Raw genomic sequence first — 26,902 nt, forward strand, 5'->3', positions numbered from 1 at the left:
ATCACAGGCCTGTGGGAGCGGGTTTACCCGCGAATGGGGCAGGCGGTACTGGCATCACTTCGAAAACCGGATTACTGTGTTTATGTACAGTAATCCGGTCTTCCATCATGAAACCAGCCCCCATTCGCGGCCGCGGCACCGCCGACAACCCCCACAACCGCTTCGCCCCGAGCGTTTCAGTGGCCGAGGACGATGGCTGGTACCAGGAAGTCCCACTCACCCAGGGCACCGAGGTGCGGATCGAGACGGCCAAGACCATCATCGCCCGCAACACCTCCCCCGACCTGCCCTTCGACCGCTCCATCAACCCCTACCGTGGTTGCGAGCACGGCTGCATCTACTGCTATGCGCGCCCCAGCCATGCCTACTGGGACCTCTCTCCCGGTCTCGATTTCGAAACCAAGCTGATCGCCAAGACCAATGCCGCCGAAGTGCTCGAGCAGCAACTGAGCAAGCCGGGATACGTCTGTGCGCCGATCAACCTGGGTTCGAACACCGATCCCTACCAGCCCATCGAGCGTGAGCACCAGCTCACCCGGCGTCTGCTAGAGGTGCTGCTGCGCTACCGCCACCCGGTAACCATCGTCACCAAGGGCTCGCTGGTATTGCGCGACCTCGACCTTCTGAGCGAACTGGCCAGCCAGCGCCTGGCGCGGGTGATGATCAGCCTCACCACTCTCGACGATGAACTCAAGCGCACCCTCGAACCCCGCGCGGCCGCTCCGAAGGCGCGCCTGCGGGCGATCCGCGTGTTGCGTGAGGCCGGCGTTCCGGTGGGCGTGCTGTGTTCGCCGATGATCCCGATGATCAACGACAGCGAGCTGGAGCACCTGCTGGAGGCGGCGAAGGAAGCCGGCGCGCAGAGCGCGGCCTACATGATGCTGCGCCTGCCGCTGGAGGTGGCGCCGCTGTTCGAGCAGTGGCTGCACGATCACTACCCGCAGCGGGCCGCGCATGTGCTGAGCCTGATCCGCCAGAGCCGGGGGGGCGAGTTGTATGACAGCCGTTTCGGCGCTCGGATGCGCGGCGAGGGAGTGTTCACCGAGCTGTTGGCCCAGCGCTTTCGCAAGGCGGCCAGGCGGTTGGGGTTCGAGGGGCGTGAGGACCTGCAGCTCGATTGCAGCGCTTTCTGCGTCCCCGGCGCACAGATGGCGCTGTTCTAGCAGCGCAATCTCTTTGTCCGAGAGCTATAAGTACAACTAACACAACCCAACAATTTCACTCATGAAGCTTGGCATCTGATGCTTTTTTGCTATTATCCAGTGCTCCCCTCGCCAATCCAGAACGCCCGTTCTAGAGCCAGCGCAATTAAGTTTCAGTTAAGTTTCCTACGCTAGCGTGAGTCATGAGTCAGCAGTGACTGTGATTATTTACCCGTGCGCGTCATCTAAATCCCCGCGTCCCCCCAATCTTTCCCCGGTAACATGGAATTCACTTTCAAACCGTCAAGAGGATGAATCATGCCCGTCAAGGACCCATCCAAGGTTGTCCCGGCCGCACCCGCCGAAAGCGCCGATGCCGCCCTCAAGCATATCGTCGACGGCTTCCTGCGGTTCCACACCGAAGTCTTCCCCGAACAGCAAGAGCTGTTCAAGAAACTGGCCACCGCGCAGAAGCCGCGCGCCATGTTCATCACCTGCGCTGACTCGCGCATCGTGCCTGAGCTGATCACCCAGAGCTCGCCGGGCGACCTGTTCGTCACCCGTAACGTCGGCAACGTCGTGCCACCGTATGGCCAGATGAACGGCGGTGTGTCGAGTGCCATCGAATACGCGGTGCTGGCGCTGGGCGTGCACCACATCATCGTCTGCGGCCACTCCGACTGCGGCGCCATGCGCGCGGTGCTCAACCCGCAGTCGCTGGCCAAGATGCCGACCGTTTCCGCCTGGCTGCGTCACGCCGAGGTAGCGCGGACCGTGATCGAGGACAACTGCTCCTGCGGCAGCGAGCACGAGAGCATGCAACTGGTGACCAAGGAAAACGTCATCGCCCAGTTGCACCACCTGCGTACCCATCCGTCGGTCGCTTCGCGCCTGGCCGCCGGACAGCTGCATATCCACGGCTGGATCTACGACATCGAAACCAGCCAGATCGAAGCCTACGATGCCGCCAGCGATCGCTTCCTGCCGCTGACCGCAGGTGAGCCGATCCCCTCTGCCACACCGAGAGGCCGCTACTAAGCGACCCGAACACGCTGAACAAGCCTTGATTGCCGGCTGCACCCGATGGGTGCGGCGCGGCCTTCGCCTGCCTTGAATCTCCCTGAATACCTTGCCGGCACACCCGCTGGCGGCCCGCGCCTGCGCGTCATTCAGGGTTCCCCGTGCTAGCGGCCAGCGGAATGGCCGTGAATCTAGAAAGGAGCTACATGGTGAACATGACACAGATAAAGGCGGCCCTGCCGCGCGAGTTGCTGGCTTCGGTGGTGGTCTTCCTGGTCGCCCTGCCATTGTGCATGGGCATTGCCATTGCCTCGGGCATGCCACCGGCCAAAGGACTGATCACCGGGATCATCGGCGGTATCGTGGTGGGCTTTCTCGCCGGCTCGCCGTTGCAGGTCAGCGGCCCGGCGGCCGGCCTGGCGGTGCTGGTGTTCGAACTGGTGCGCCAACATGGCGTGGCCATGCTCGGGCCGATCCTGTTGCTGGCCGGATTGCTGCAGCTGCTGGCCGGGCGCCTGCGCCTGGGTTGCTGGTTCCGGGTCACGGCGCCGGCGGTGGTGTACGGTATGTTGGCCGGGATCGGCGTGCTGATCGTGCTGTCCCAGGTGCATGTGATGTTCGATACGGCGCCTCAGCCCTCGGGTGTGGATAACCTGCTGGGCTTCCCGGCGACGCTGGCTTCGGCCCTGCCGCTGGAAAGCGCGGGCAATGGTTGGCAGGCCGGTGCGCTTGGGCTGGGTACTATCGCCATCATGTGGGGCTGGGAGCGTCTGCGCCCGCAGCGCCTGCGCTTCATTCCCGGAGCCCTGCTCGGGGTGGCGGCAATGACCGCCGTCAGCCTGTGGCTGGCGCTGCCGGTCAACCGTGTGCAGGTGCCGGCCGATCTGTCCGAAGCCATCGACTGGCTGCGTCCGGATGACCTGCTCAAGCTCGCCGACCCGACCCTGCTGGTGGCGGCCTTCGCCCTGGCCTTCATCGCCAGCGCCGAGACCTTGCTGTCCGCCGCCGCCGTCGACCGCATGCACAGCGGCCAGCGTTCGGACTTCGACCGTGAGCTGTCGGCGCAGGGCATTGGCAACATGCTCTGCGGGGTGCTGGGTGCGCTGCCGATGACCGGGGTGATCGTGCGCAGCTCGGCCAACGTCCAGGCCGGCGCCCAGACTCGGGCCTCGGCGATATTCCATGGGCTCTGGCTGCTGGCCTTCGTGGTGGCGCTGAGTAGCGTGCTGCAGCAGATCCCGGTGGCCAGCCTGGCTGGGGTGCTGGTCTATACCGGCGTGAAGCTGGTGGACTTCAAGGCGTTCCGTGGCCTGGGCCGCTATGGGCGGATGCCGATGTTCACCTATGCGGCGACGGCACTGGCGATCATCTTTACCGACCTGTTGACCGGTGTATTGCTGGGCTTTGCCCTGACCCTGCTGAAGCTGGCACTGAAGGCGGCGCGGTTGAAGATCAACCTGGTGGCGTTGGGTACGCCGGGGCACATGGAACTGCGCCTGAGCGGCGCGGCGACGTTTCTCAAGGTGCCGGCGCTGACCCAGGTGCTTGATACCGTGCCGGAGGGGACGACATTGCATGTGCCGCTGGGCAACCTGAGCTATATCGACCATTCCTGCCTGGAGTTGCTCGAGGACTGGGGGCGCAGCGGCGCGGCCAAGGGCTCGCGGCTGGTGCTGGAGCAGCGGCGTCTGAAGCGGCGGGTCGAGGGACGGTTGCGGACTACGGCGGGGGTTGGGGTTTAGTCTGTCAGATTGCAGGGGCCGCTTTGCGGCCCTTTCGCGGCACAAGGCCGCTCCTACAAGAGATCGCGTTCCCTTGTAGGAGCGGCCTTGTGCCGCGAAAGGGCTGCGCAGCAGCCCCGGCGATTTCGAACGTTGCTCAGGCCGATTGCCCCAACTCCACACCAAGCTGGCGCGACAGGCACGGCCAGCGTTTCCACGCGTTGCCGGTTTCCGGGCTCGACAGCTTGTCGCGGTAGACCTCCACCGATTCCACGGCGAAGCTCTCCTCATCGAGCATCTTGTCCACCGAATGGTGCACCACCTCATCCAGCTGGTTGGCAAACGTCTCGCCGATCAGCTGATGGGCGATCAGGTTGGCGACCGTGGTATCCACCGGAATCAGCGGCTGCTGGAAGTGGCGGATGTACAGGTCGTTGACCTCCTCGACCAGACGATGCGCCAGGTAGGCCTCGTCCAGCAGGCAATCCAGCCCGACCTGCCCCGCCATCACGCTCGGCGGCTGCAGGAAGTAGGCCTCGGCAATCTTCAGTACCGGTTTGATCTGCGTCTCGATGCCTGCTTCGAGCGCCACGTTGTGCGCGGCCTCGAGCAGTTCCGGAACCTCGTTGATGTAGGCGCCGACGAAGCGCGCCAAGGTACCCTGGGCATCCTGCTGGGGTAGTTGGATCGATGGATGCAGGTGTGGCAGTTGCAGTTCGAGGCGGGCTTTCAGTTGGCCTGTGCGGCCCTCATGTTGATGGGCGTTTTCGATCTGCTCGCGTACAGCAGCGATGTTCATGACAACTCCAGGGGCATGGCGTTACAAACGGAAGACACTAAGTTAGCTTGCTTACGAGAATGGCTAAGACGCATTTGTTATATCTCTGAGGCACGTGTAGGAAATTGGCTATATCAATGTGCCATTATTGTGCCCCGGCCCAGCATTCATGCGGCTTTCAGCGCAAACGTTTGGTTGAGTGAAGATCATTTCAAGTGCTGCGTTGCGCACCATTGGTCGGTGTCTATACTCCGGGTGAAACGTGATTCGTTGATGAGGCCCGACTGCCTTAAGCAGGGGGCTCGGTCGTCGAAGCCAGGCAGTCTTGGCCACCGTTCCCCCCTTTGTCGTAGCAGGTCGTCCACGCCTCCGGGACTACAAGAACGATAAGGGGAACCCGCAATGATGCGACATCCACATGTCTGGATGGGCCTGTTGCTGTGGTCGGTTTTCGGTCAGGCACAGGCAGCATGGACGGTGAACATGGCGCCCGGGGCGACGGAAGTCTCCCACGCAGTGTTCGACCTGCACATGACCATCTTCTGGATCTGCGTGATCATCGGCATCGTGGTGTTCGGCGCGATGTTCTGGTCGATGGTCATCCACCGCCGCTCGACCGGGCAAAAGGCTGCGCACTTCCATGAGCACACCTGGGTCGAGATCCTCTGGACCGTGGTCCCTTTCCTGATCCTGGTGGTGATGGCCATCCCGGCCACCAAGACCCTGATCGACATCTACGACGCCAGCGAGTCCGACATCGACATCCAGGTCACCGGCTACCAGTGGAAGTGGCACTACAAGTACCTGGGCCAGGACGTCGAGTTCTTCAGCAACCTGGCCACCCCCGCCGAACAGATCCACAACAAGTCGCCGAAGGACGAGCACTACCTGCTCGAGGTCGACCAGCCGCTGGTGTTGCCGGTGGGCGCCAAGGTGCGCTTCCTGGTGACCGCCGCCGACGTCATCCATTCCTGGTGGGTACCGGCCTTCGCGGTCAAGCGCGACGCTATCCCCGGCTTCGTCAACGAGGCCTGGACCCGGGTCGAGAAGCCGGGCATCTACCGTGGCCAGTGCACCGAGCTGTGCGGCAAGGACCACGGTTTCATGCCGGTGGTGGTCGAGGTGAAGTCCAAGGCCGACTACGACACCTGGCTCGGCGAGCGCAAGGCCGAGGCGGCCAAGCTCAAGGAACTGACCAGCAAGGAATGGACCCTCGAAGAGCTGGTCGCCCGCGGCGACAAGGTCTACCACACCACCTGCGTGGCCTGTCACCAGGCCGAAGGCCAGGGCCTGCCGCCGATGTTCCCGGCGCTCAAGGGCTCGAAGATCGCCACCGGGCCCAAGGACGCCCACCTGGGCATCGTCTTCCACGGCAAGCCCGGCACCGCCATGGCGGCGTTCGGCAAGCAGCTTTCGGAAGTCGATATCGCCGCCGTGGTCACCTACGAGCGCAATGCCTGGGGCAACAACAAGGGCGACATGGTCACGCCGAAGGACGTGCTGGCGCTCAAGCAGGCCGAAGCGCAATGAGCCGGGCTAGACACGGCAGTCAGTGGATTGCAGGAGACAGGACATGAGTGCAGTGATCGACGACCACGCCCACGGTCATGAACACGCCCACGGCCCGGCCAAGGGCCTGATGCGCTGGGTGCTGACCACCAACCACAAGGACATCGGCACGATGTACCTGTGGTTCGCCTTCAGCATGTTCCTGCTCGGCGGCTCGTTCGCCATGATGATCCGCGCCGAGCTGTTCCAGCCCGGCCTGCAGATCGTGGAACCGGCGTTCTTCAACCAGATGACCACCATGCACGGGCTGATCATGGTGTTCGGCGCGGTGATGCCGGCCTTCGTCGGCCTGGCCAACTGGATGATCCCGCTGATGATCGGCGCGCCGGACATGGCCCTGCCGCGGATGAACAACTTCAGCTTCTGGCTGCTGCCGGCGGCGTTCCTGCTGCTGGTCTCGACCCTGTTCAGCCCCGGCGGCGGGCCGAACTTCGGCTGGACCTTCTACGCCCCGCTGTCGACCACCTACGCCCCGGCCAGCGTGACCTTCTTCATTTTCGCCATCCACCTGATGGGCATCAGCTCGATCATGGGCGCGATCAACGTGATCGCCACCATCCTCAACCTGCGCGCCCCGGGCATGACCCTGATGAAGATGCCGCTGTTCGTCTGGACCTGGCTGATCACCGCGTTCCTGCTGATCGCGGTGATGCCGGTGCTGGCCGGCGTGGTGACCATGATGCTGATGGACATCCACTTCGGCACCAGCTTTTTCAGCGCCGCCGGCGGTGGCGACCCGGTCTTGTTCCAGCACGTGTTCTGGTTCTTCGGCCACCCCGAGGTGTACATCATGATCCTGCCGGCCTTCGGCGCGGTCAGCTCGATCATCCCGGCGTTCTCGCGCAAGCCGCTGTTCGGCTACACCTCGATGGTCTACGCCACCGGGGCGATCGCCTTCCTGTCATTTATCGTCTGGGCCCACCACATGTTCGTGGTCGGCATCCCGGTGGTGGGCGAGCTGTTCTTCATGTACGCGACCATGCTGATCGCCGTGCCCACCGGGGTGAAGGTGTTCAACTGGGTCAGCACCATGTGGGAAGGCTCGCTGACCTTCGAGACACCGATGCTGTTCGCCATCGCCTTCGTCATCCTGTTCACCATCGGTGGCTTCTCCGGCCTGATGCTGGCCATTGCGCCTGCGGACTTCCAGTACCACGACACCTACTTCGTGGTCGCCCACTTCCACTACGTGCTGGTGCCCGGGGCGATCTTCGGCATCTTTGCCTCGGCCTACTACTGGCTGCCGAAATGGACCGGCCACATGTATGACGAAACCCTCGGCAAGCTGCACTTCTGGCTGTCGTTCGTCGGCATGAACCTGGCCTTCTTCCCCATGCACTTCGTCGGCCTGGCAGGCATGCCGCGGCGGATCCCGGACTACAACCTGCAGTTCGCCGACTTCAACATGGTCTCGTCGGTCGGTGCCTTCATGTTTGGCGCCACGCAGATCTTCTTCCTGTTCATCGTCATCAAGTGCATCCGCGGCGGCGCGCCGGCAGCGGCCAAGCCCTGGGACGGCGCCGAGGGCCTGGAGTGGTCGATCCCGTCGCCGGCGCCCTACCACACCTTCCAGACCCCACCGGAAGTGAAGTAGGAGCCCGCCCATGGACGGCCTGTCGCTCAAACGCCTGGTCACCCGCCTGCTGATGCTGACCGTGGTGATGTTCGCCTTCGGCTTCGCCTTGGTGCCGATCTATGACGTGATGTGCAAGGCCTTCGGCATCAACGGCAAGACCGGCGGGCAGTACGCGGGCACCCAGGTCAGCGACCCGTCGCGCTCGGTGCGGGTGCAGTTCATGTCCACCAACGCCGGTGACATGAGCTGGGAGTTCCACTCCACCGCCGACCAGATTGAGGTCAACCCGGGGGCGGTGAACCAGATGATCTTCATCGCCCGCAACCCGACCAACCAGCCGATGAGTGCCCAGGCCATCCCCAGCATCACCCCGGCCGAGGCCGCGGCGTACTTCCACAAGACCGAATGCTTCTGCTTCACCCAGCAGGTGCTGCAGCCGGGAGAGCGCATCGAGATGCCGGTGCGCTTCATCGTCGACCGTGACCTGCCGGAGTCGGTGAAGCACCTGACACTGGCCTACACCCTGTTCGACATCACCGCTCGCCACCCGCCGGTCGCACAAACCGCGACCGAGGCCGCCCGTTGAGGGAAGGAGATCAAGCATGGCAAGCCACGAGCACTACTACGTTCCGGCGCAGAGCAAGTGGCCGATCATCGCCACGATCGGCATGTTCATCACCGTGTTCGGCCTGGGCACCTGGTTCAACGACCTCAAGGCCGGCCACCCGGAATCCCACGGGCCACTGATTTTCTTCGTCGGTGGGCTGTTCCTGGCGTACATGCTGTTCGGCTGGTTCGGCGCGGTGATCAAGGAGAGCCACGCAGGGCTTTACAGCGCGCAGATGGACCGCTCGTTCCGCTGGGGCATGAGCTGGTTCATCTTCTCCGAGGTGATGTTCTTCCTGGCCTTCTTCGGCGCGCTGTTCTACGTGCGCGTGCTGGCGGGGCCATGGCTGGGCGGTGAGGGAGACAAGGGCGTGGCGCACATGCTCTGGCCCAACTTCGAGTTCGTCTGGCCGCTGCTGCACACGCCGGACCCGAAACTGTTTCCGCCGCCGAAGGAAGTGATCGACCCGTGGCACCTGCCGCTGATCAACACCATCCTGCTGGTGAGCTCCAGCGTGACCGTGACCATTGCCCACCATGCCCTGCGCAAGGGCCATCGCGGCACGCTGAAGCTGTGGCTGGGGCTGACCATCCTGCTGGGGCTGGGGTTCCTTGCGCTACAGGCCTACGAGTACCACGAGGCCTACAACAAACTGGGGCTGACCTTGGGCTCGGGGATCTACGGTGCGACGTTCTTCATGCTCACGGGCTTTCACGGCGCTCACGTGACGCTGGGGACGCTGATCCTGTTCGTGATGTTCTGCCGGGTGATGCGCGGGCATTTCGAGCCGGACAAGCACTTTGGTTTCGAGGCGGCGAGCTGGTACTGGCACTTCGTGGATGTGGTGTGGGTGGGGTTGTTCATCTTTGTGTACGTGCTTTGACGGGTGGCGCGGTCCCCTGTTGTAGGAGCGGCCTCGTGCCGCGAAAGGGCTGCGAAGCAGCCCCGGCGATTTTGCATGATGCCAAGATCCTGGGGCCGCTGCGCAGCCCTTTCGCGGCACAAGGCCGCTCCTACAGGGACCGAGACAATTCAGAACGGCGCGTGGGAGACCAACTGCCCACTGATGAAGCCCCAGGCCACCAGCCCGATGGTCAGGGTGGCGAGGGCGACACGCACGGTAAGGGCCTTGAGCAGGCGGGTCGACTGGTCGTCGTCCTTGACCAGGAACACCAGGCCACTGAACAGGCTGGAGATGGTGGCCAGTAGCATCAGGACTATCGCGGCCTTGAGCATGGCGTAACTCCAGGGGGATGCGGTGATGAATACAAGTATAGCGCTCGACCTGACGAGGCCCTGGTGAAGCCGTTTCGCCCCGGGCTGCTGCCGACCCTGGTGGTGCTTGCGCTGCTGCCGGGACTGATCGCGCTCGGCTGCTGGCAGCTGCGCCGCGCCGATGAGAAGCGCGACCTGCTCGCCGCGTACACCGAGCGCCAGATCGAGGCGCCGGTCGCTGTCGAACAGCTGCGCCAGCTGCCGGACCCGGCGTTCTACCCCGTGCATCTGTATGGCCGCTTCGACGCCGCCCACAGCCTGCTGCTGGACAACCAGATGCGCGACGGCAAGGCCGGCGTCGAGCTGCTGCAACCCTTCCACGATCAGGCCAGCGGGCTGTGGCTGCTGGTCAACCGCGGCTGGCTGCCCTGGCCCGATCGCCGGGTGCCGGTGCGTTTCGACACCCCGGACCAGGCCCTGGCGCTGGACGCCACGGTCTACGTGGCGCCGGGCAAGACCTTCCAGCTGCACCCGGACAACCCGGACGGCCGCTGGCCGCAACTGCTGACGGCAATCGACCCGGGTGGGCTCTGGCAGCAGCTTGGCCGTGAAGGTTTCACCCATGAGCTGCGCCTGCAGGCCGGCCCGGGTGCCTACCGCCTGGACTGGCCGGTGGTCGCCATGGGCCCGGAAAAGCACCAGGGCTACGCCGTGCAGTGGTTCGCCCTGGCCACCACGCTGGTGTTGCTCTACCTGTATTTCGGCTGGCATCACAACGACAAGGAGAACCGCCATGGCCGCCGCCACGAGTCCACTGGACGCGCCTGATCGCCGCAAGCCGAGGGGACGTCTGCAACTGTTGCTGATCCTGTTCGTCGTGCTCGGGCCGATGATCCTCGCCACCTTCATGTACAAGCTCAAGTTCTGGGTGCCGGAGGGGCGCAGCTATCACGGCGTGATGATCGGCAATGGCGAGGGCCGCGTAGATATCGGCATCGATGCCCGGGACGAGCGTTGGCAGTTGCTGGTCAGCACCCCCGAGGCCTGTGCCGAGGAGTGTCGGCAACTGGTGTACCTGGCCCGGCAGATCCAGGTTGGCCTGGGCCGCGACGCCAGCCGCGCCAGCCATGCCCTGGCGGCGGCCCAGCCACTGGCCGCCGACTACCAGGCGCAGTTGGGCCGCGAATACCCGCAGTTGCAGCGCTACCCGCTGGACGCCCAGCGCTATGTGCAGAAGGTCGGCGAAGCGGGCCCGCAGCTGTGGATCGTAGACCCTCACGGCAACCTGGTGCTGCGCTACGACGCCAAGGTCAACGGCAAGCATGTGCTGGACGACCTGCGCCACCTGCTCAAGCTGTCCAACATCGGCTAGGAGGCCGCCATGGCCAGACCCGGATACCGTCTCGCTGTGTTCGCCACCCTGCTGGCGTTGCTGGTCGTGCTGCTCGGTGCCTATACCCGGCTGACCCATGCCGGCCTTGGCTGTCCCGACTGGCCGGGGTGCTACGGCTTCATCAGCGTGCCCAAGACCGATGCCCAGCTGGCCCATGCCGAGCTGCACTTCCCCGAGCACCCGGTGGAAGAAGCCAAGGGCTGGGCCGAGATGGTCCATCGCTATTTCGCCGGCACCCTGGCGCTGGTGATCGCCCTGCTCGCCTTCCAGGCCGTGCGCCGGCATGCCCGTGATGGCCAGCCCTATCGCCTGCCGGTGTTGCTGCTGGCAGTGGTACTGGCCCAGGCGGCGTTCGGTATGTGGACCGTGACGCTGAAACTGTGGCCGCAAGTAGTGACCGCGCACCTGCTCGGCGGGTTCACCACGGTGAGCCTGCTTTTCCTGCTGTCCCTGCGACTATCCCGGGCCTTTGCGCCATTGCCGAAATTGCCGCTGAGCCTGCGCCGGATCGCCGCGCTGGCGCTGCTGGTGGTCATCGGCCAGATCGCCCTGGGGGGCTGGGTCAGCGCCAACTACGCGGCGGTGGCCTGCATCGACCTGCCCACCTGCCACGGGCAGTGGTGGCCAGCGGCGGACTTCAGCAACGGCTTTCACCTGACCCAGCACGTCGGCCCCAATTACCTTGGCGGGCAGCTGGACAGCGACGCGCGCACCGCGATCCATATCAGCCATCGCCTGGGCGCGTTGCTGGTTCTGCTGGTGTTGCTGACCCTGAGCTGGAAGCTGCACCGCCACGGCCTGGGTGGCCTGGCCCGCCTGGTGTTGCTGGCGCTGGCGCTGCAACTGGGCCTGGGCATCAGCAACGTGCTGTTGCACCTGCCCCTGGGCGTGGCCGTCGCGCACAACGCTGGCGGCGCCCTGCTGCTGCTGTGCATGGTGCTGGTCAACTACCGCATCCGCGTGGTCGACAAGGTCCGTGTGGGCCACGGCTGGCGTCTGACGCCGGTGACCGGCGTGCACCTTTCCCATCACATGAGGAACGATTCGTGGCGACGCTTCTGAGCACGGAACGCCAGCGCGCCGGATGGCGCGACTACATGGAACTGACCAAGCCGAAGGTGGTGGTGCTGATGCTGATCACCTCGCTGGTGGGCATGTTTCTCGCCACCCGCGCGGGGGTGGCCTGGAGCGTCCTGCTGTTCGGCAACCTGGGGATAGGCTTGTGCGCGGGGGCCGCGGCGGCGGTCAACCACGTGGTCGACCGCCGCGTCGATGCGCTCATGGCCCGCACCCACAAGCGTCCGCTGGCCCAGGGCCGGGTAGGGCCCTTGCCGGCACTGCTGTTCGCCTTGCTGCTGGCCGTGGCGGGGATGGCCCTGCTGCTGGCGTTCACCAACCCCCTCACCGCCTGGCTTACCCTGGCCTCGCTGCTGGGTTATGCGGTGCTCTACACCGGCTTTCTCAAGCGCGCCACGCCGCAGAACATCGTGATCGGCGGCCTGGCCGGGGCAGCCCCGCCGTTGCTGGGCTGGGTGGCGGTCAGTGGGCACCTGGGCGCCGAACCGCTGCTGCTGGTGCTGATCATCTTCGCCTGGACGCCGCCGCACTTCTGGGCCTTGGCGATTCATCGCAAGGAGGAGTACGCAAAAGCTGATATTCCCATGCTCCCCGTTACCCACGGCGAGCGCTACACGGCCCTGCATATCCTGCTCTACACCTTGATATTGCTGGCGGTGAGCCTGTTGCCCTATGCCATCCACATGAGCGGACCACTGTACCTGGCCTGTGCCCTGGGGCTGGGGCTGCGCTTCCTGCACTGGGCCTGGGTGTTGTACCGTGGCACCCGGCCGCACGCGGCGATCAAGACGTTCAAGTACTCTATCGGCTACCTGTTCGCCCTGTTCATCGCGTTGCTCGTAGACCATTACCTGTTGCTGAACCTATGACCCGAACCCAGAAAACCGTCTTCATCCTCGTTGCCCTGGTCGCGCTGATCATGGGCCTGACCATCAACAAGGTGCTCAACGACCGTGGTCAGTTGAACCCCACCGAACTGATCGACGCCGGCATCATCCTGCTGCCGCAGAGCCGCACCGTGCCCGACGTGACCATGACCGACCAGAACGGCCAGCCGCTGGTGCTGGACCAGCTCAAGGGCAAGTGGTCGTTGCTGTTCTTCGGCTACACCTACTGCCCGGACATCTGCCCGACCACCCTGGCCCAGCTGCGCCAGGTGAAGAGCGAGCTGCCCAAGGAGGCGCTGGAGCGTTTGCAGGTGGTGCTGGTGAGCGTCGACCCGAACCGCGACACGCCGAACCAGCTCAAGCAGTACCTGGGCTACTTCGACAAGGATTTCGTCGGGGTGGCGGGGTCGATCGAGGATACCCAGAAGCTGGCCAATGCCTTGAGCATTCCGTTCATTCCGGCCGATACCAGCAAGCCGGGCTACACCGTGGATCACAGCGGCAACCTGGCGGTGGTCGGCCCGGACGGGCGCCAGCGTGGGTTCATCCGTGCGCCGTTCAACAACCAGAAGCTGGTGGCACAGTTGCCGGGGCTTGTGAAGCGCGACTGACCGTTGAAATGAATCGCGGGGCCAGCCCGCTCCCACGCCAGATTGGGTTCTGGCGTGGGAGCGGGCTGGCCCCGCGATTGGCATTCGATCCTCGGGCCTGCTGCGCAGGCCGTCGCGGCACAAGGCCGTACTCTGTAGGAGCGGCCTTGTGCCGCGAAAGGGCCGCAACGCGGCCCCAGGGATGTCAGATCAGAACGCCGGAATCACCGCGCCCTTGTACTTCTCGGTGATGAACTGCTTCACCTCAGGCGAGTGCAGGGCCGCGGCCAGCTTCTTCATGGCATCGGCGTCCTTGTTGTCCGGACGCGCCACCAGGATGTTCACGTAGGGCGAATCGCTGCCTTCGATCACCAGGGCGTCCTTCTCCGGGTTCAGCTTGGCTTCCAGCGCATAGTTGGTGTTGATCAGCGCCAGGTCGACCTGGGTCAGCACGCGTGGAATGGTGGCCGCTTCCAGCTCGCGGAATTTCAGCTTCTTGTCGTTGCCGGTGATGTCCTTCACGGTCGACAGGATGTTGTTGCTGTCCTTGAGCTTGATCACGCCAGCCTTGTCCAGCAGCAGCAGGGCACGGCCGCCGTTGGTGGCGTCGTTGGGGATGACCACGGTGGCGCCGGATGGCAGTTCGTCGAGCTTCTTGTACTTGCTCGAGTAGGCGCCCAGCGGCTCCAGGTGCACGCCGGCAACGCTGACCAGCTGGGTGCCCTTGGCCTTGTTGAACTCATCCAGGTACGGCTGGTGCTGGAAGAAGTTGGCGTCCAGACGTTTTTCGGCCACCTGCACGTTCGGCTGGATGTAGTCGGTGAACTCCTTGACCTTCAGCTCCACGCCCTCCTTCGCCAGCTGCGGCTGGACGAACTTGAGGATCTCGGCGTGCGGCACCGGGGTGGCGGCGACGGTCAGGGTCTCGGCGTGGGCCGAGAAGGCCGCGACGGCGGCGACAACAGCAAGCAGCTTCTTCATTGATCACTCCTTGTGAGGGCCGCGACGGCCCCCGAACGGGTCGGCCAGGCCGACCCCATTGGGGTTATTTACGGGAAAAATGCACGACCAGCTTGTCACCGACGCTCTGCAGCACCTGCACCAGGATCAGCAGCAGGACCACGGTGACCACCATCACGTCGGTCTGGAAACGCTGGTAGCCGAAGCGGATGGCCAGGTCACCCAGGCCGCCCGCGCCCACCACACCGGCCATGGCGGTGTACGAGACCAGGGTGATGGCGGTGACGGTGATCGCCGCGAAGATGCCCGGACTGGCCTCAGGCAGCAAGGCGTTGGTGATGATCTGGCGGGTGGTGGCGCCCATCGACTGGGTGGCTTCGATGATGCCGCGATCCACCTCGCGCAGGGCGGTTTCCACCAGGCGCGCGAAGAACGGCGTGGCCCCCACCACCAGCGGAGGAATCGCCCCCGCAACACCCAGCGAGGTGCCGGTGATCAGCACGGTGATCGGGATCATCACGATCAGCAGGATGATGAACGGCAGCGAGCGCAGGATGTTCACCACCAGCGACAGCAGCGCGTAGACGCCCTTCTGCTCGAACATCTGCCGCGGCCCGCAGAGGAACAGCAGCACGCCCAGCGGCAGGCCCAGCAGCACGGTGAAGAACAGCGAGCCGAACAGCATGATCATGGTGTCGATGCTGGCCAGCCAGATTTCGGCCCAGTCGACGTTGGCGAAGAAATTCAGGGCGTCCATCAACGCAGTACCTCCATATGTACGTCAGCTGCAGTGAAGCGGGCGAATGCCGCGTCCATGTCTCCGCCGATCAGGGCGAGGGTCAGCTGGCCATAGGGAATGTCCTTGATGCGGTCGATGCGTCCGGCCAGGATGCTGTAGTCGACACCAGTCTCGCGGGCCACGGTGCCCAGCAGCGGCGCGTAGGTGGCGCAACCCTGGAACGTCAGGCGCACGATGCGGCCCGGCACATGGGCGAAGTCGTCGCGTTGCTCGTTCTCGTCGACCTGCTCGTCCTCCTGGACGAAGCGCCGGGTGGTGGCGTGCTGCGGGTGCAGGAACACGTCGGCCACCGGGCCGGCCTCGACGATCTGCCCGGCGTCCATCACCGCCACGCGGTCGCAGACCCGGCGGATCACATCCATCTCGTGGGTGATCAGCACGATGGTCAGCTTCAGCTCGCGGTTGATCTCGGCCAGCAGTTGCAGCACCGAGGCGGTGGTCTGCGGGTCGAGGGCGCTGGTGGCCTCGTCGCACAGCAGGATCTTCGGGTTGGTGGACAAGGCGCGGGCGATGCCGACGCGCTGCTTCTGTCCGCCCGACAGCTGTGCCGGATACTTCTTCGCGTGCTCGGACAGGCCGACGCGGGCCAGCAGCTCGGTGACGCGCTTGTCGATCTCGCCACGTGGCAGTTCGCCGGCCAGCACCAGTGGCAGGGCGACGTTGTCGGCGACGGTCTTGGACGCCAGCAGGTTGAAGTGCTGGAAGATCATCCCGACCTGCTGGCGGAAGCGGCGCAGCTGGTTGGCGTCGAAGGCGGTGACGTCCTCGCCGTCGACCACGATCTTGCCGCCGGACGGCTCCTCGAGGCGGTTGATCAGACGCAGCATGGTGCTCTTGCCGGCACCGGAGTGGCCGATCAGGCCGAACACCTGGCCATCTTCGATGGTCAGGCTGGTCGGGTTCAGGGCCGGGATATCCCTACCGGCGACGCGGTAGGTCTTGTGGACATTTTGAAACTCGATCACTGAGCGAACCTTGTGGGGCGCATGGAATTTGGGTCAGCGGTTAGCCGGGGTCGCGCATTTTAGCCTTTTCCCCTGCCTGTTCTTAGCATTAATTTCGCAATGCTCCAATCCAATCGGCATATCGCGACGGTCGGCAATCCGATTGAACGCATCCGACGGCCTTCCAGTCATCTACTTGAACAAGCCCGAGTACTGATGAGGAGAGCCGAAGATGCCCAGCAAGAAGCCCCAGGCGCCGCAGCCGAGCCCGGTCGCGGGCACCGAAACCCCCGACAAGGCCAACACCAACGCCAAGTTGCAGAGCCTGGAAGCCTTTCGCAGCGACGCCAGCGGCCAGGCGCTGCGCACCAACCAGGGCGTGAGAATCGCCGACAACCAGAACAGCCTCAAGGCCGGCGCCCGTGGGCCTTCGTTGCTCGAAGACTTCATCATGCGTGAGAAGATCACCCACTTCGACCATGAGCGCATACCGGAACGCATCGTCCACGCCCGGGGCTGTGGCGCCCACGGCTATTTCCAGAGCTACGGCTGCCATGGCGAACTGACCAAGGCCGGTTTCCTGCAGGATCCCGAGAAGATCACCCCGGTGTTCGTGCGTTTTTCCACCGTGCAGGGGCCACGCGGCTCGGGCGACACGGTGCGTGACGTGCGGGGCTTTGCGGTGAAGTTCTACACCGACGAGGGCAACTTCGACCTGGTCGGCAACAACATGCCGGTGTTCTTCATCCAGGACGCGATCAAGTTTCCCGACTTCGTCCACGCGGTGAAACCCGAGCCGCACAACGAGATGCCCACCGGCGGCTCGGCCCACGACACCTTCTGGGACTTCGTCTCGCTGGTGCCGGAGTCGGCGCACATGGTCATGTGGGCCATGTCCGACCGCGCCATCCCGCGCAGCCTGCGGATGATGGAAGGCTTTGGCGTGCATACCTTCCGCCTGGTCAACGCCGAGGGCGTGGCCAGTTTCGTCAAGTTCCACTGGAAACCGCGCCAGGGCGTGCACTCGGTGCTGTGGGACGAGGCGCAGAAGCTGGCGGGCAAGGACACCGACTACCACCGCCGCGACCTGTGGGAGGCCATCGAGACCGGGCATTACCCGGAATGGGAGTTGGGCGTGCAGATCGTCCCCGAAGCCGATGAGCACAAGTTCGACTTCGACCTGCTCGACCCGACCAAGCTCATCCCCGAAGAACTCGTTCCGGTGACACCGTTGGGCAGGATGGTGCTCGATCGCAACCCCGACAACTTCTTCGCCGAGGTGGAGCAGATCGCCTTCTGTCCGGGGCATATCGTCCCTGGCATCGACTTCAGCAATGACCCGCTGCTGCAGGGCAGGCTGTTCTCCTACACCGATACCCAGATCAGCCGCCTGGGCGGGCCGAACTTCCATGAAATCCCGATCAACCGCCCTGTCGCGCCCAACCACAGCAGCCAGCGTGATGCCATGCACCGCATGACCCTCGACAAGGGGCGCGCCGCCTACGAGCCCAACTCGATCGATGGCGGCTGGCCGCAAGAGACGCCACCCGCCGCGCGGGACGGTGGCTTCGAGAGCTATGGGGAGCGTATCGATGCCCACAAGATCCGCCAGCGCAGCGCGTCGTTCGGCGATCATTTTTCCCAGGCCCGATTGTTCTTCCAGAGCATGAGCCCGACGGAGCAGCAGCACATCATCAAGGCTTACAGCTTCGAGCTGGGCAAGGTGGAGCGTGAGGCGATTCGCGCCCGGGAAGTGAACGAGATCCTTGCCAACATCGACCTCAAGCTGGCGGCGGCGGTGGCGGCCAACCTCGGGTTGCCGGCGCCGAAGGCCGGCACGGTCAAGGTAAAAGGCAGCAAGCCCTCGCAGTCAAAGGCCTTGAGCCAGATGAGCCATCCCGGTGGGATCGGCATCAGTGGGCGCAAGGTCGCCATTCTGGTTGCCGATGGCGTGGATGCTGGCAGCGTCGACAAGGTTGTGAAGGCGCTGGAGGCCAAGAGCGCCCGCCCCGTGCTGTTGGGCCCGACCTCGGCACCGGTCAAGGCTGCCGATGGCACGCCACTGCCGGTGGATGCCTCCATGGAAGGCATGCCGTCGGTGATGTTCGATGGCGTGTGGGTGCCGGCGGGCAAGGCTTCGCTGGAGGCGCTGGAGAAAAGCGGCGTGGCCAGGCATTTCCTGCTGGAGGCCTACAAGCACCTCAAGCCCATTGGGGTGACCAGCGAGGGCAAGCTGTTGCTGAACAAGCTGGGGCTGAAGGAGGATGCGGGGCTGTTGCTGGGGGATGGGCAGAAGGCGTTCGATGGGTTCTTCAAGGCGCTCGAAGGGCACCGGGTGTGGGCGCGGGAGGCGGCTGCAGAGGCGATACCAGCGTAGGAATCAGCCCTTTCAGTGTCGATATGGTGCTCGGCATTGGAAATGCCGGGGCTGCTTTGCAGCCCTTTCGCGGGGCAAGCCCGCTCCTACAGGGATCGCATAACCCCTGTAGGAGCGGGCTTGCCCCGCGATTGTTCACTGCTGATGGGGGATCAAGACCACCTGCGCCGGCAGCGAACGCTGGATCTCATGTTTCTGCTCAAGCTCGAAACCACTGTCGAGCTTGCGCACGCGCTTCTCCAGCAGGGTCTTGAGCCACGGCGCGTCCTGGGTGCGTGGCACCTGGAACACCACCTCGCACTGGTAGTTCACCACATCGGCGGCGATGTCATCCAACTGGCGGCGCATCGCCCGACTGTCGGTGGTCTTCAACGCCACGACGGTGCTGGGCGCGGTCGGGTCGATGACCCGGGCCTTGGGCTTGGACTCGGCCGCCTTCAGCGCTGCCTCGGCCTTTTCCAGCTCGGCCTTGCGCGCCTGGGCCATGGCATCGCCACCGGTCAGGGCTGGTGCCTGGGGCATCAGCGCCCGGGCGCGGGCCAGCGCGGTGGCGGCGGCATTCACATCGCCCTTTTGCAGGACGATGCGGCTGCGTTGCAGGTAGGCCTCGGCCAGCTGGCGCTGGTGCGGCTCGAGGCGCGCATCGCCTGGTGCCTGGGCCTGCAGCGCGGCCAGCTGGTCCTCGGCGGTGGCCAGTTCGTTGCTGGCGATGCTCTGTTCCAGCTGCTGCCAGGCATCCGGCTGGGCAGGCGCGACCGGCTGCTCGGCCGGCTTGCTGGAGCAGGCGGCCAGGAACAGGGAAAACGCGGCAACAAGCAGATAACGTGAGGCGAACGGCTTCATTCCTGCGACTCTCTATTTGCGCAAAAAGCGAGCAAGTCTACACCCAGGTGCGCACGCTCGAAAACTGGTCTTGTCAGACCTGCAAGCGATGAAAAGGTTGCAGGGCGCGTCAGCAGGCGCCCTGGAATCTCAGCGTTTCGGCAACGCCAGGCTCAGCAAGAATAGCACTGCCGCACAGACCACGATCGAAGGCCCGGCCGGGGTGTCCTTGAACCAGGACAGCGCCAGGCCGCCACAGACTGCGGTAACCCCCAGCAGGCTGGCGCCCACGGCCATCTGCTCTGGCGAGCGGGCGTGACGCTGTGCCGCGGCGGCCGGGATGATCAGCAGCGAGGTGATCAGCAGCACGCCGACGATCTTCATTGCCACCGCGATCACCACGGCGATCAGCAGCATCAGCGCCAGGCGCAGGCCGGCCACGGGAAGGCCCTCGACCCTCGCCAGCTCCTCGTGCACGGTGACCGCCAGCAGCGGCCGCCAGAACATCGCCAGCAGTACCAGCACCAGCGCGCTGCCGCCGAGGATCCAGGCCAGGTCGGTGGTGCTGATCGCCAGCAGGTCGCCGAACAGGTAGGCCATCAGGTCGATGCGCACATCGTGCATGAAGCTCAGCACCACCAGGCCCAGCGACAGGGTGCTGGGGGCGAGGATGCCGAGCAGGGTGTCCGAGGCCAGTGGCTGGCGCTGTTGCAGGGTCACCAGCAGGATCGCCAGCAACAGGCAGCCGACGGTCACCGCCAGCGCCGGGCTGACGTCCAGGGCAAAGCCCAGCGCCACGCCGAGCAGCGCGGCGTGGGACAGGGTGTCGCCGAAGTAGGCCATGCGCCGCCAGACCACGAAGGAGCCCAGGGGGCCGGCGACAAGTGCCAGCGACAGGCCGGCAAGCAGGGCGTAGAGAAGAAAATCAGCCATGCTTGCAGTGCTCTCCGTGGACATGGGCGCCGGGGGCGATCACCGAGCCGTGCAGGTCGTGGCTGTGATCGTGATGGTGGTGGTAGACGGCCAGGCTCTTGGCATTCTGGCCGAACAGCTCGACGAAGGCCGGGTCGTTGCTGACCTGCTCCGGATGGCCCGAACAGCAGACGTGGCGGTTGAGGCAGACCACCTGGTCGGTGGCGCTCATCACCAGGTGCAGGTCGTGGGAGACCATCAGCACGCCGCAGCCATGACGGTCGCGCAGGCGGGTGATGAGGTTGTACAGCTCGGTCTGGCCGACTACGTCGACGCCCTGCACCGGCTCGTCCAGCACCAGCAGCTCGGGTTCGCGCAACAGGGCGCGGGCCAGCAGCACGCGCTGCATCTCGCCGCCGGAGACGGTCTGGATCGGGCTGTCGATCACCTGCTCGGCGCCGACTTCCTGCAGCGCCGCCAAGGCTGCCGCGCGGTCTACCCCGGGCACCAGGCGCAGAAAGCGCAGCACCGACAGCGGCAGCGTGGCGTCTACCTGGATCTTCTGCGGCATGTAGCCGATGCGCAGCTTCGGCTTGCGCCACACCTTGCCGCGGTGTGGCTTGAGCAGGCCGAGCACGGCGCGTACCAGGGTGGTCTTGCCGGCGCCGTTGGGGCCGATCAGGGTGACGATCTGCCCCGGCGCGACGGCCAGGTCGATGCTGTCGAGCACCGCTTCGCCACCGAAGTTGACGCCGACCTGCTCGAGGCGGATCAGGGCGTCGCTCATGCCTTGCCCCGGCAGTTGCCGCACAGGCCGACCACTTCGACCGTCTGCGTCTCGACGGCGAAGCCCACGGCCTTGGCGCTGCTGACGATGGCGTCGCTGATGCTGTGTTGCTCCAGCTCGATGGCCACATGGCAGGCGCGGCAGATCAGGAACTGGCCCTGGTGCGCATGCTCGGGATGGCTGCAGCCGATGAAGGCGTTGAGCGAGGCGATGCGGTGCACCAGGCCGTTCTCCAGCAGGAAGTCCAGCGCCCGATAGACGGTCGGTGGCGCGGCGCGGCGGCCGTCCTGCTCGCTGAGCACGGCGAGGATGTCGTAGGCACCCAGCGGCTTGTGGCTCTGCCACACCAGCTCCAGCACGCGGCGGCGCAGGGCGGTCAGGCGCAGGCCCTGACGGTTGCACAGCGCGTCGGCCTCGGCCAGCGCACTGTGGACGCAGTGGGAATGATCGTGGGGACGGTGGGCCAGCGGCGTGATGGACATGGGCAGCGACGGTTCAGGATGGAGACGTTATTATGTTACCTGTTTCTGACGACCCGAGTATCCACCGTGTCCCGATTCCTTGCCCTGTTTGTCGCTTTCATCGCTTTTTCGGCCCACGCCGACGTGCGCGTGCTGACCAGCATCAAGCCCCTGCAGCAGATTGCCGCCGCCGTTCAGGACGGTGTCGGCAGCCCTGACGTGCTGCTGCCGCCGGGCGCCTCCCCGCACAACTACGCGCTGCGCCCCTCCGACGTGCGCAAGGTCGCCGATGCCGACCTGCTGTACTGGATCGGCCCGGACATGGAAGGCTTCCTGCCCCGCGTGCTGAAGAGCCGCGCCAAGCCGACCGTGGCCGTGCAGTCGCTGTCGGGCCTGCAACTGCGTCACTTCGGCGAGGACAGCCACTCCCATGACGAGGAAGACCACGACGATCACGACCATGACCACCGTCCGGGCAGCCTCGATGCGCACCTGTGGCTGTCGTCGGTGAATGCCCGGGTGATCGCGACGAAGATGGCCGGCGACCTGGCGACAGCGGATCCGGCCAATGCGCCGCGCTACCAGGCCAACCTCAAGCTGTTCGTCGAGCGCATGGATGCCCTGGATGGGCGGATCAAGCAGCGGGTGGTGGGGATCGCCGGCAAGCCGTACTTCGTGTTCCACGAGGCCTTCGACTACTTCGAGGCCGCTTATGGCCTGAAGCACGCCGGTGTGTTCAGCGTCGCCTCGGAAGTGCAGCCGGGCGCGCAGCACGTCGCGGCCATGCGCAAGCGCCTGCAGGCGGTGGGCAAGACCTGTGTGTTCAGCGAGCCGCCGCTGCGCCCACGCCTGGCCGAGACGCTGACGGCCGGGTTGCCGGTGCGCCTGGCGGAGCTGGATGCGCTGGGGGGCAGCGATGCGGTGGATGCCAGGGGCTATGAGCGTTTGCTGGAGAAGCTGGGCAACGACCTGACCGGCTGCCTGGAACAGCTCTGAGGTTGTAGGCAGATCAGGTGGGAGCGGGCTTGCCCCGCGATAGCGTTGGCAGGCCCGGCGCTATCGCGGGGCAAGCCCGCTCCCACAAATGCCGCTATTGCCTAATCAGAGCGCGAACGGCAGGTGCAGCGCCACCTGCTGGCGCTGCGCCAGGCGCACTTCGAACTCGCTTGGGTCATGGATCATCACGTCCATCCCGGCGAATGCCTGCGCCGCGATCAGGCGCGACAGCCAGAAGCGCACGCAGGCCACCCGCAGCATCACCGGCCACAGCTCGGCCTCGGCGGCAGTGAACGGCCGCAGCGCCGCATAGGCGCCCAACAGGGCCTGGGCGCGTGGCAGGTCGATGCCGCCCTGCTCGTCCAGGCACCAGTCGTTCACGGTGATGGCGATGTCGTACAGCATCGGCCCGGAACAGGCGTTGTAGAAGTCGATCAACCCGGTCAGGTGGGTGCCTTCGAACATCACGTTGTCGCGGAACAGGTCGGCGTGCAGGTTGGCCTTGGGCAGGGCGAGGATCTGCGCCTTGTGCGCGGTGATTTCCGCCAGTGCCGGCTGTAACAGCCCTGTCTGTTCCCGGTTCAGGCCCGGCAGCAGCTCGGCGCCCGATTCGAGCATCCAGTCCAGGCCACGGTCGGTGCGGCGCTCGATGATGTGCTCGCGGGTGGCCAGGTGGATATGCGCCAACAGCTCGCCGACCTGGGCGCAGTGCTGGTTGTTCGGAGCCTTGATGTGCTTGCCCGAAAGCCGTGGCTGCAGAAGAGCCGGCTTGCCGCACAGTTCGCGCAGGCCGTTGCCGTCGCGGTCGCGCACGGCGTAGGGCACCGGCATGTCGGCAGCGTGCAGCACGTCGAGCAGTTCGATGAAGAACGGCATGTCTTCAGCCGGCCCGCGCTCGATCAGTGTGAGGACGAACTCCCCCTTTTCCAGGCTGACGAAGAAATTGCTGTTCTCGGTACCGGCGGCGATGCCCTGGAAGTCGAGCAGGCGACCCAGCTCGTACGGCGCCAGAAAGGTTTCCAGCTCAGGCCGGGACACAGGGGTGAAGACTGACATGTTGAAGAATTGCCCATGCGGGCACTTCCGCCGGAAGTGCCTGGTTGATAAGAACGATACGCGTTACTAGCTTACCACTCGAAGATCTTCCAGGACGGAATCAGCATGTCCGGCTGGTCGGAACGAATGAAATTGCCTTCGGAGCCATCGGCGCGTACCAGGAAATAAGGCTTGCCGTTCTTCGGCGTGACCTTGATCGCATACAGGAAGCCGTTTTGACGGTACTCCTGGATGGTCTTGTCGCCTTCCGTGCGAATGGTTACATCGGGATCGGCCGATGGGGCTTCGTCCGCCGCCAGGGTGACGACCGGCATGGTGGCCAGCAGACCGAGCAGTAACAGGCGAATGGGTGTGCGCATGATAACCTAGTCCTTTTGTCGTCATTGATCCGGCTATTCTAGCGCCGGACCCGTCGAAAAGGTTGATTCTCCTCATGAGCCAAGCGCCCCTCGTCCTGGTGGACGGTTCGTCCTACCTCTACCGCGCCTTTCACGCGCTGCCGCCGCTGACCACCTCCAAGGGCATGCCCACCGGCGCGGTCAAGGGCGTGCTGAACATGCTCAAGAGCCTGCGCAAGCAGTACCCGGACAGCCTGTTCGCGGTGGTTTTCGACGCCAAGGGCGGGACCTTCCGCGACGCCATGTTCGCCGAGTACAAGGCTAACCGCCCGAGCATGCCCGACGACCTGCGGGTGCAGGTCGAGCCGCTGCACGCCAGCGTCCGCGCCCTCGGCTACCCGCTGCTGTGCGTCGAAGGCGTGGAGGCCGACGACGTCATCGGCACCCTGGCGCGCAGCAGCGCCGCCGCCGGCCGCCCGGTGATCATCTCGACCGGCGACAAGGACATGGCCCAGTTGGTGGACGGTCACGTCACCCTGGTCAACACCATGACCGGCAGCGTGCTGGACATCGCCGGCGTGCACGAGAAGTTCGGCGTAGGTCCCGAGCACATCATCGACTTCCTCGCCCTGATGGGCGACAAGGTCGACAACATCCCCGGCGTGCCGGGTGTTGGCGAGAAGACCGCGGTCGGCCTGCTGACCGGTATCGGCGGCGGCCTGCGCGACCTGTACGACAACCTCGACAAGGTGCCGGCCCTGGCCATCCGTGGCGCCAAGACCCTGCCGGCCAAGCTCGAGGAGCACCGCGACGCGGCCTTCCTGTCCTACGAGCTGGCGACCATCAAGTGCGATGTCGAGCTGGATGTCGAAGTGGACGCCCTGGTCTGCGGCGAGCCGGACCGCGAGGCGCTGCTGGCGCTGTACACCGAGATGGAGTTCAAGAGCTGGGTGGCCGAGGTCCAGCGCAGCGCGCCCCAGGCCGGTGACAGCGTTGCTGCCGACGTTGAGCCTGTGGCCGAGAAGGTCGAGCCGAAGTACGAGACCATCCTCGACCAGGCGCGTTTCGACGCCTGGCTGGAGAAGCTGCGCCAGGCGCCGCTGTTCGCCTTCGACACCGAGACCACCGGCCTCGACGCGCAGCAGGCGCAACTCGTTGGCCTGTCGTTCGCCGTCGAGCCCCACGAGGCCGCCTATGTGCCGCTGGCCCACGATTACGAAGGCGCCCCCGCCCAGCTCGACCGTGACGCCGTGCTGCTGGCCCTCAAGCCCCTGCTGGAAGACCCGGCCAAGGGCAAGATCGGCCAGAACGCCAAGTACGACATCAATATCCTGGCCAACGGCAGCCCGGCCATCCTGATGCGCGGCGTGGCCTACGACACCATGCTCGAGTCCTACGTGTTCAACTCCACCGCCACTCGCCACGACATGGACAGCCTGGCGCAGAAGTACCTGGACCACTCCACCATCGCCTTCGAGGATATCGCCGGCAAGGGCGCCAAACAGCTGACCTTCAACCAGATTCATCTGGACAAGGCCGGCCCCTATGCCGCCGAGGACGCCGACATCACCCTGCGCCTGCACCACGCGCTGCAGGCGCGCCTGGCCGAGACACCCAGCGTGCAGCCGGTGTTGATGGACATCGAGATGCCGCTGGTACCGGTGCTGGCCCGCATCGAGCGCCAGGGCGCACTGGTGGATGCCGCGCTGCTCAAGGTGCAGAGCGGCGAGCTGGGAACAAAGATGGTCGAGCTGGAACGCGAGGCGTTCGAGCTGGCGGGCGAGACGTTCAACCTGGGTTCGCCCAAGCAGTTGGGGGGGATCCTCTACGACAAGCTGGGCATGCCGGTGCTGAGCAAGACCGCCAAGGGCCAGCCGTCCACCGCCGAGGCGGTGCTCGATGAGCTGGCCGAGCAAGGCTACCCGCTGCCCAAGGTGCTGATGCAGTATCGCAGCCTGAGCAAGCTCAAGAACACCTACACCGACAAGCTGCCCGAGCAGATCAACCCGCGCACCGGACGCATCCACACCTCCTACCAGCAGGCCGTGGCCGCCACCGGGCGCCTGTCGTCCAACGACCCGAACCTGCAGAATATCCCGATCCGTACCGCCGAAGGTCGGCGCATTCGCCAGGCTTTCGTCGCCAGCCCCGGCTACCGCCTGCTGGCGGCGGACTACTCGCAGATCGAGTTGCGCATCATGGCCCACCTGGCCAAGGACGAAGGCCTGCTGCATGCCTTCCGCAATGACCTGGATGTGCACCGCGCCACCGCCGCCGAAGTGTTCGGCGTCGCCCTCGAGTATGTCACCAACGACCAGCGCCGCAGCGCCAAGGCGATCAACTTCGGCCTGATCTACGGCATGAGCGCGTTCGGCCTGGCCAAGCAGATCGGCGTCGACCGCAAGCAGTCCCAGGACTACATCGACCGCTACTTCGCCCGTTACCCCGGCGTGCTGGCCTACATGGAGCGCACCCGCGCCCAGGCCGCCGAGCAGGGCTTCGTCGAAACCCTGTTCGGCCGTCGCCTGTACCTGCCGGACATCAACGCCAAGAACCCGGCCCTGCGCAAAGGCGCCGAGCGCACCGCGATCAACGCCCCGATGCAGGGGACCGCGGCGGACATCATCAAGCGCGCCATGGTGGCGGTGGACAACTGGCTGGCCGACAGCAAGCTGGATGCGCGCGTTATCCTGCAGGTGCACGACGAACTGGTGCTCGAGGTGCGCGAGGACCTGGTCGAGCAGGTGAAAGATGAAATTCGTGGCTACATGAGCGGTGCCGCGGAACTCGACGTGCCGCTGCTGGTGGAAGTAGGCGTTGGCGCGAATTGGGACGAAGCTCACTAAACGCTGCGTGAAAGCTGTGTAGGATCTGC

Annotated in this window: 26 protein-coding genes; 15 read left to right on the forward strand and 11 right to left on the reverse strand. The window is 65.1% G+C overall.

Translation table 11 applies throughout. From position 1 onward, the window contains the following. Positions 1-107: 107 nt before the first annotated feature. The 3 genes from LU671_RS09060 (at position 108) to LU671_RS09070 (ending at position 3,904) form a co-directional block, all read left to right on the forward strand. Positions 108-1,163 (forward strand): PA0069 family radical SAM protein, encoded by a 1,056-nt coding sequence (locus tag LU671_RS09060; RefSeq protein ID WP_269806691.1) that lies wholly within the window; start codon positions 108-110, stop codon positions 1,161-1,163. A 297-nt stretch (positions 1,164-1,460) separates the two neighbouring features. Next, on the forward strand, positions 1,461-2,180 hold the full coding sequence (locus LU671_RS09065; protein ID WP_203649169.1) for a carbonic anhydrase: 720 nt from the start codon (positions 1,461-1,463) through the stop codon (positions 2,178-2,180). 188 nt (positions 2,181-2,368) lie between these two features. Beyond that, positions 2,369-3,904, forward strand: coding sequence for a SulP family inorganic anion transporter (locus LU671_RS09070; RefSeq protein ID WP_269806692.1), 1,536 nt, complete (start codon positions 2,369-2,371; stop codon positions 3,902-3,904). Between the two features lie 136 nt (positions 3,905-4,040). On the opposite strand, the gene LU671_RS09075 is transcribed toward LU671_RS09070, so the two are convergent. After that, positions 4,041-4,682 carry a hypothetical protein gene (locus LU671_RS09075; RefSeq protein ID WP_232855460.1) on the reverse strand — a complete coding sequence of 214 codons (642 nt, stop codon included), beginning with the start codon at positions 4,680-4,682 and terminating at the stop codon, positions 4,041-4,043. 381 nt (positions 4,683-5,063) lie between these two features. On the opposite strand from LU671_RS09075, the gene coxB reads away from it, so the two are divergent. Genes coxB through LU671_RS09095 form a run of 4 tightly spaced genes read left to right on the forward strand, consistent with a single transcriptional unit; the run spans position 5,064 to position 9,296 of the window. After that, complete coding sequence (gene coxB / locus LU671_RS09080) at positions 5,064-6,191, forward strand: cytochrome c oxidase subunit II (RefSeq protein WP_203649163.1); 1,128 nt, start codon at positions 5,064-5,066, stop codon at positions 6,189-6,191. A gap of 43 nt (positions 6,192-6,234) precedes the next feature. Further along, positions 6,235-7,824: a cytochrome c oxidase subunit I gene (gene ctaD, locus LU671_RS09085; RefSeq protein WP_232855461.1), complete on the forward strand. Its 1,590-nt coding sequence runs from the start codon at positions 6,235-6,237 to the stop codon at positions 7,822-7,824. Positions 7,825-7,834: 10 nt separating this feature from the next. After that, positions 7,835-8,392, forward strand: a complete 558-nt coding sequence (locus tag LU671_RS09090) for a cytochrome c oxidase assembly protein (protein ID WP_203649159.1) — start codon at positions 7,835-7,837, stop codon at positions 8,390-8,392. A gap of 16 nt (positions 8,393-8,408) precedes the next feature. Next, positions 8,409-9,296, forward strand: coding sequence for a cytochrome c oxidase subunit 3 (locus LU671_RS09095; protein WP_203649157.1), 888 nt, complete (start codon positions 8,409-8,411; stop codon positions 9,294-9,296). A gap of 149 nt (positions 9,297-9,445) precedes the next feature. On the opposite strand, the gene LU671_RS09100 is transcribed toward LU671_RS09095, so the two are convergent. Then, positions 9,446-9,649, reverse strand: coding sequence for a twin transmembrane helix small protein (locus LU671_RS09100; protein WP_232855462.1), 204 nt, complete (start codon positions 9,647-9,649; stop codon positions 9,446-9,448). A gap of 63 nt (positions 9,650-9,712) precedes the next feature. On the opposite strand from LU671_RS09100, the gene LU671_RS09105 reads away from it, so the two are divergent. From LU671_RS09105 to LU671_RS09125, 5 genes are read left to right on the forward strand one after another with little or no spacing between them, the layout of a single operon-like run. Further along, positions 9,713-10,456, forward strand: coding sequence for an SURF1 family protein (locus LU671_RS09105; protein ID WP_232855463.1), 744 nt, complete (start codon positions 9,713-9,715; stop codon positions 10,454-10,456). Next, on the forward strand, positions 10,422-11,000 hold the full coding sequence (locus tag LU671_RS09110; RefSeq protein ID WP_232855464.1) for a hypothetical protein: 579 nt from the start codon (positions 10,422-10,424) through the stop codon (positions 10,998-11,000). The genes LU671_RS09105 and LU671_RS09110 overlap by 35 nt, the downstream gene beginning before the upstream one ends. A 9-nt stretch (positions 11,001-11,009) precedes the next feature. Continuing rightward, positions 11,010-12,083: a COX15/CtaA family protein gene (locus LU671_RS09115; protein ID WP_232855465.1), complete on the forward strand. Its 1,074-nt coding sequence runs from the start codon at positions 11,010-11,012 to the stop codon at positions 12,081-12,083. Further along, a complete protein-coding gene (gene cyoE / locus LU671_RS09120) occupies positions 12,068-12,967 on the forward strand; it encodes a heme o synthase (protein WP_232855466.1) in 900 nt (299 codons plus the stop codon). The genes LU671_RS09115 and cyoE overlap by 16 nt, the downstream gene beginning before the upstream one ends. After that, on the forward strand, positions 12,964-13,596 hold the full coding sequence (locus LU671_RS09125) for an SCO family protein (RefSeq protein WP_232855467.1): 633 nt from the start codon (positions 12,964-12,966) through the stop codon (positions 13,594-13,596). The genes cyoE and LU671_RS09125 overlap by 4 nt, the downstream gene beginning before the upstream one ends. A 189-nt stretch (positions 13,597-13,785) precedes the next feature. Here LU671_RS09125 and LU671_RS09130 read toward each other — a convergent pair whose 3' ends face one another. From LU671_RS09130 to LU671_RS09140, 3 genes are all read right to left on the reverse strand, one after another. Next, the gene (locus tag LU671_RS09130) at positions 13,786-14,556 is read right to left on the reverse strand and encodes a MetQ/NlpA family ABC transporter substrate-binding protein (protein WP_232855468.1); all 771 of its coding nucleotides are present in this window, start codon (positions 14,554-14,556) and stop codon (positions 13,786-13,788) included. 64 nt (positions 14,557-14,620) lie between these two features. After that, positions 14,621-15,292, reverse strand: coding sequence for a methionine ABC transporter permease (locus LU671_RS09135; protein ID WP_232855469.1), 672 nt, complete (start codon positions 15,290-15,292; stop codon positions 14,621-14,623). Further along, positions 15,292-16,299, reverse strand: coding sequence for a methionine ABC transporter ATP-binding protein (locus LU671_RS09140; RefSeq protein WP_203649148.1), 1,008 nt, complete (start codon positions 16,297-16,299; stop codon positions 15,292-15,294). The genes LU671_RS09135 and LU671_RS09140 overlap by 1 nt, the downstream gene beginning before the upstream one ends. A 211-nt stretch (positions 16,300-16,510) precedes the next feature. Between LU671_RS09140 and katE the strand changes: the two genes are divergently transcribed. Next, positions 16,511-18,655, forward strand: coding sequence for a catalase HPII (gene katE / locus LU671_RS09145; protein ID WP_232855470.1), 2,145 nt, complete (start codon positions 16,511-16,513; stop codon positions 18,653-18,655). Between the two features lie 135 nt (positions 18,656-18,790). Here katE and LU671_RS09150 read toward each other — a convergent pair whose 3' ends face one another. The 4 genes from LU671_RS09150 to zur form a co-directional block, all read right to left on the reverse strand. Next, entirely contained in the window at positions 18,791-19,498 is a 708-nt protein-coding gene (locus LU671_RS09150) for a PA5502 family lipoprotein (protein ID WP_203649144.1), read from the reverse strand. 129 nt (positions 19,499-19,627) lie between these two features. Continuing rightward, positions 19,628-20,410 carry a zinc ABC transporter permease subunit ZnuB gene (znuB, locus tag LU671_RS09155; protein ID WP_203649142.1) on the reverse strand — a complete coding sequence of 261 codons (783 nt, stop codon included), beginning with the start codon at positions 20,408-20,410 and terminating at the stop codon, positions 19,628-19,630. After that, on the reverse strand, positions 20,403-21,176 hold the full coding sequence (gene znuC / locus LU671_RS09160; protein WP_203649140.1) for a zinc ABC transporter ATP-binding protein ZnuC: 774 nt from the start codon (positions 21,174-21,176) through the stop codon (positions 20,403-20,405). Before znuC ends, znuB begins: the two co-directional genes overlap by 8 nt. Next, a complete protein-coding gene (gene zur / locus LU671_RS09165) occupies positions 21,173-21,658 on the reverse strand; it encodes a Fur family transcriptional regulator (RefSeq protein ID WP_203649138.1) in 486 nt (161 codons plus the stop codon). The genes znuC and zur overlap by 4 nt, the downstream gene beginning before the upstream one ends. Positions 21,659-21,676: 18 nt before the next feature. On the opposite strand from zur, the gene LU671_RS09170 reads away from it, so the two are divergent. Beyond that, complete coding sequence (locus tag LU671_RS09170; protein WP_232855471.1) at positions 21,677-22,633, forward strand: zinc ABC transporter substrate-binding protein; 957 nt, start codon at positions 21,677-21,679, stop codon at positions 22,631-22,633. Positions 22,634-22,738: 105 nt separating this feature from the next. Here the strand turns inward: LU671_RS09170 and LU671_RS09175 are convergent, their stop codons facing one another. Both LU671_RS09175 and LU671_RS09180 read right to left on the reverse strand, forming a co-directional pair. After that, positions 22,739-23,689: a homoserine kinase gene (locus LU671_RS09175; protein ID WP_203649121.1), complete on the reverse strand. Its 951-nt coding sequence runs from the start codon at positions 23,687-23,689 to the stop codon at positions 22,739-22,741. Between the two features lie 71 nt (positions 23,690-23,760). Continuing rightward, positions 23,761-24,048: a DUF2782 domain-containing protein gene (locus tag LU671_RS09180; RefSeq protein WP_050703199.1), complete on the reverse strand. Its 288-nt coding sequence runs from the start codon at positions 24,046-24,048 to the stop codon at positions 23,761-23,763. Positions 24,049-24,122: 74 nt separating this feature from the next. Between LU671_RS09180 and polA the strand changes: the two genes are divergently transcribed. Beyond that, positions 24,123-26,873 (forward strand): DNA polymerase I, encoded by a 2,751-nt coding sequence (polA, locus tag LU671_RS09185; RefSeq protein ID WP_232855472.1) that lies wholly within the window; start codon positions 24,123-24,125, stop codon positions 26,871-26,873. The last annotated feature ends 29 nt before the right edge of the window (positions 26,874-26,902 follow it).

The sequence above is a fragment of the Pseudomonas sp. NMI760_13 genome, assembly GCF_021283245.1.
Classification (GTDB): domain Bacteria; phylum Pseudomonadota; class Gammaproteobacteria; order Pseudomonadales; family Pseudomonadaceae; genus Aquipseudomonas; species Aquipseudomonas peradeniyensis.